The 4,923-nt window shown below is 34.5% G+C and carries 3 protein-coding genes and 1 pseudogene; 3 read left to right on the top strand and 1 reads right to left on the bottom strand.

The genetic code is table 11. The annotated features are described in order from the left end of the window. Positions 1-151 precede the first annotated feature (151 nt). From AFK68_RS44775 to AFK68_RS10620, 3 genes and pseudogenes are all read left to right on the top strand, one after another. Positions 152-1,158, top strand: a pseudogene (locus tag AFK68_RS44775) (FHA domain-containing protein); the annotation flags it as partial. An 18-nt stretch (positions 1,159-1,176) separates the two neighbouring features. Next, the gene (locus tag AFK68_RS10625; RefSeq protein WP_094672677.1) at positions 1,177-1,770 is read left to right on the top strand and encodes a protein kinase; all 594 of its coding nucleotides are present in this window, start codon (positions 1,177-1,179) and stop codon (positions 1,768-1,770) included. Between the two features lie 1,203 nt (positions 1,771-2,973). After that, on the top strand, positions 2,974-3,348 hold the full coding sequence (locus tag AFK68_RS10620; protein WP_094672675.1) for a DUF4189 domain-containing protein: 375 nt from the start codon (positions 2,974-2,976) through the stop codon (positions 3,346-3,348). Positions 3,349-3,751: 403 nt separating this feature from the next. On the opposite strand, the gene AFK68_RS36580 is transcribed toward AFK68_RS10620, so the two are convergent. Further along, on the bottom strand, positions 3,752-4,923 hold a 1,172-nt coding region (locus tag AFK68_RS36580; protein ID WP_168186403.1), incomplete at its 5' end, for a hypothetical protein.

Raw genomic sequence — 4,923 nt, 5'->3', positions numbered from 1 at the left:
GGAACAGGGAATTTATTCTTACGAAAAAGATACGAAAAATGATTTAGGAAAGTGAATTTTACAAATCTAGCTGATCTTAAATAAAGAGCAAGTTTATTTTCTGGAGAGGTCTATTATCCATTATTCATTATCCATTATCAATTAATGAAAGATGTCAGCAAAAATTATCCTCACAATTACCGAAGGCACTATCAAAGGTCAGCAGTTCATCTTTGAAGAACGTACTACCTGTGTTATTGGTCGTTCCCATGACTGTTACCCTCAACTACCTAACGATCAAGCTCATCGCACTATTTCCCGATACCACTGTTTATTGGATATTAATCCTCCTGACATCCGTGTGCGTGACTTTGGTAGTAAAAATGGTACTTATATCAATGGCCAAAAAATCGGGCAGCGTCCAGCAAATCAAACCCCCCTGCAAGCTGCCCATCTAAATTTTCCAGAATATGACTTAAGTGAGGGTGATGAAATTCAAATTGGTCCTACTGTGATAAAAGTTAGTATCTTAGGCACTAGAGAAGGTGATAGAAGTGATTTTCTCAACGACTTAGGTACTGAGGATGATGATGAGACTATTGCTGAATCAAAAGTTTCTGATGGTGCCACAACTGCTCAATTTAACCAACAAGAAATTGTCAAAAATCTGCAACAAATAGCTAATGAAGGAGAGCCGAATCTCAAAGCTTTAGAGGAATATACTATTATTAAACAACTTAGCAGTGGAGAATGTAGTCAAGATTATTTAATTTTAAATGAGGATACTGGGGAGTTATTAGTGCTGAAAATAATGCTGCCTCAAGTAAGGGTTAGTCAACGTGCTAGAGAAATGTTTCTTCAGGAGGTAGAAAATACTAAAGCTTTAGATCATCCTCATATAGTTAAATTTCAAGATTATAGTTATTTTAATGGTACTTTTTTCCTTACTTTGGAATATTGTCATGGCGGTACTGTAGTGGATTTAATGCAGCGAGAGGGAGGTAAATTATCAGTTGAACAGGCTCTACAAATTATTCTTCAGGTGTTAGATGGTCTAGAATATGCTCATAATGTTGAAGTTCCTTATCTGAAAGAAGCTGATAGTAATTTTAGTCAGGGACGAGGTTTAGTTCACAGGGATTTAAAACCACATAATATTGTGTTGGGTAATGTCAGAGGNGTACTGTAGTGGATTTAATGCAGCGAGAGGGAGGTAAATTATCAGTTGAACAGGCTCTACAAATTATTCTTCAGGTGTTAGATGGTCTAGAATATGCTCATAATGTTGAAGTTCCTTATCTGAAAGAAGCTGATAGTAATTTTAGTCAGGGACGAGGTTTAGTTCACAGGGATTTAAAACCACATAATATTGTGTTGGGTAATGTCAGAGGTGCTTCTGTGGCAAAAATGGCTAATTATGGCTTGGCAAAAGCTTTTGATATAGCTGGTTTGAGTGGTCAAACTATGAGCGGTCTAACTTTAGGATTACCTGTTTTTGTTCCCCGTCAACAGGTGATTAGTTTTAACTATATGAAACCTGAAATGGATGTTTGGGCAATGGCAGCGACTCTCTACTATATGTTAACAGGAGCATACCCTCGTGATTTTTTGGAGAGAGACCCATTTTTAGTGGTTTTACAAACAAATGCTGTACCTATTCGAGAAAGAGATGTTTCTATTCCAAAAAATTTAGCAGAGGTTATTGATTTAGGATTAACTGATACACCTGAGATTTACTTTAAGAGTTCAGCTCAGTTTAAACAGGCTCTACTAAATTCAATATCAGATTAGCTTCTTAGTTACATCTATGTACTATTTTGTCAATGGCTAGAATTACTTAAGTATCTATAGCTGTCTGAATTTTGTTTTTTTGAGGTTGTCTAATTATTCTGAAAATTGGCAAATTTGAGATGAGATTAACGTGAATACAAGGTTATAGCCTTCTGGATAGGAGTCTTTTTTAGATTTACATACAACATTGGCACAATACCTTATGTACAGGATATGATACCAAATCTCTGAAATAACGCAAGCTCGTGAAATAATTTGTCATAATCTTTGAGCAAATTAGGTTGCTTTGATTTGAATAAACAATCTAAAAATCTAATTCAATTAGTAGAGCCTATGTTGAGCGATCGCTATTAAGTTTGATTTTTGAAAGTCATTTTACCTTCACCTCCCCATTTCTTTTTCAAGATATCTTGAATGGATTATTGTAAAAAACTTGTGGTAGACGGAAACATCTAATTTTGTGTGTTAGATTTTCGGGCGGGTTTATTTAATCTGATGCTTAAACTCGTTAATTTAAGGTGGAACCCGTCCCTACTATTGCTATTTAAAGTGTGTCAGCTCAGGGGCGGCGTTAGACAGTTATCACCTAGAATCCGCCGAACCCACCGAACATATCGAATCTTAAGCCAATACGCTACTTTAATCTTGGGTTATATTTTCATTCTCTTAATACTGCTTATCTGCTGGAAAAGCTTGAAACTAAAGATAGGAAATTTTTCAGGATTTTCAGGAAGTTAGGTAGGAGTTATGGATGGAAAAAAATACATACAAGTCTGATTAAATCTTGTTTTTGACTAATGTTTTGCTTAAATTAGAAAAAAATTTTTTTAACTGCCTAAAGTTCTCCACATTCTCTAATCCTGATACGATATATTGATAATTAAGAACAGTTTTCTCTGAGGTGTTAATAAATACTCAATCATAAAGGTCGCCCATTATTACCTCTGCTTTATTAAGTCATAGAAGTTTGGCTGAATCGACCAATATTTAAACAGTTTTGTATAACTAGCCAGGCGTAATTAAATTTTACTATGTCTGAACGTACTGGAAGGAAGCAATCTTAAGATTGATGATTCCTGAATCTTAAATAGTTAGGTTTATTCTCGTCTACTTACTTATTAATAAAGAAAACTTTCAGTTCTAACCAGAATTTATATTCAAGGTTGAGATAGAAATAATAAGAGTAAATTTAGGAGGTTAAATATGAATATGCTGCTCAAACCAACAAAACTAATCAAATACTCCTTGATGGCTTTTATAATTGGAACTTCAGTTGTTGTTTCCCATCAAGAAAAAGCCTGGGCAGGATATGGTGCGATATCTTATTCACCAGAAACAGGAAGAAACGGCATTTCAAATAATCAGGCTTCAAGAGAGAGCGCTGTACAAGAAGCCAGAAGAAATTGTGCTCAAGATGATTGTAAGACGAGATGGGTTAGAAATAGCTGTCTAGTCCTAGTTGTTGATAATTCAAAATATTATTTTGGTTCTGGCATCTCTTTAGGTAGTGCAGAAAAAGATGCCAATTGCTCAGGACCACAATGTAAAGTTACCAAATATTTGTGTACTAACAATTAATTATTGCTCTGCTGAATAAATATAAAAGCATCGACAGATAAAGGTTGTAGCCTTTTGAACTCCTGAAAAAGTGCAAGGTTTTCAGTCTAAAAAGTTGAAAAAGTTAGGATTTTAGGCTGCATAAGGCAAAAAAATCAAGGGCTGATTCTTCCTCGTGCTTCCTCGCTCATTCTCCATTTCTCCTGACTCCTGNGAACTCCTGAAAAAGTGCAAGGTTTTCAGTCTAAAAAGTTGAAAAAGTTAGGATTTTAGGCTGCATAAGGCAAAAAAATCAAGGGCTGATTCTTCCTCGTGCTTCCTCGCTCATTCTCCATTTCTCCTGACTCCTGACTCCTGACTCCTACCCTTACCCATAAGACTTTTTCAGCAAACCCTAATTGGCTTGGTTCCGTAAGCCTTCTTTCTAATCGCCACCTGATTGAAAGTCTGAAGAAGAAGGTTCTTGAGTCTCTTGTATTTGCTCTTGTTTAGAGGGTATTGAGTCTTGCCTCGGGCCTTCTTTCTGATCGCCACCTGTTTGACTGTCTGAAGAAGAAGGTTCTTGAGTCTCTTGTATTTGCTCTTGTTCAGAGGGTATTGAGTCTTGCCTCTCGATACCAAACCGTAAAAGGTATTGACTTGTGTCAGGTAAAAGTCCAGAGTTAATTCCGGGGTCAAATCTTGAAATTAATTCAAGTAATTTTTGATCTATTTCAATAATGAAGATGCTATTTTTTTCAGTTGGATTTGCTGCTTTATCTTGACTGTTTTTGTTGATGAAAGTCTTATCTGAATAGCCATTAGTTGCAATGTAGCTTAGAATTATATTTTCAATCTTTACAGCTTTAATAAGTGTTACCAGATGATATTTATGACTCAGATTGAACTGAAATAAAAGAGGAACTTGAGTAACCAAAATCAACCAAAAGCTATTAACTATAAATAAAGTTGCAGGACGTTGAGCACCAGAAGTTTTTTTCTCAAATATTTCTTGAAATCCATCTTTACTTAGAAAAACAAAAAGTATTCCACTAACTAATGCTAGTGGCCAAGCAAACAAACCCGTGGTAAAGTCTAGAGAATTGTAGAAAATTAATTTATCTTTTGCTATATCTATATGTTGCTTTACTAAGTTTAGCTGCTTTGTTATCCTCTCTTTTTGTGCTGGAACAGCCTGTAAATTTGAGAGTAGAACTATATATTGCAATTCGTTTTCAAATTCTTCCCATTTCTGTCTTTTAATCCAGTTGAATCGAGATATAGGGTTTTGTTGGTCTTCTGAGCAAAATAATTGATAACGGCTTGATTGACATAGTGAATCAATCAATAAATTTTCATATAAATCAATCCTATTTTTATTATCTAAATCATCGAACAAAACTGATAGTTTTAATACGGCTGCTAAAATAGAACCATTAAAATTTTTTTTGAAGACTTCTACTTCTCCCTTGATCCTAGATATTTCCTCCAAAATATCTTTCTGTTTTTTTTCATCATTTGTTTTAATCAAATTTATCTCATTTTCAAAATTATCTAAGTTCTTATTTACATTGTTAAAGATATCTTGATTGATTGTGATTAATTTTATATTACGAT

The sequence above is a fragment of the Hydrocoleum sp. CS-953 genome, assembly GCF_002260545.1.
Lineage (GTDB): Bacteria > Cyanobacteriota > Cyanobacteriia > Cyanobacteriales > Microcoleaceae > Trichodesmium.
The sequence above is the reverse complement of the archived record's forward strand: the minus strand, read 5'-3'. Positions and strand labels throughout refer to the sequence as shown.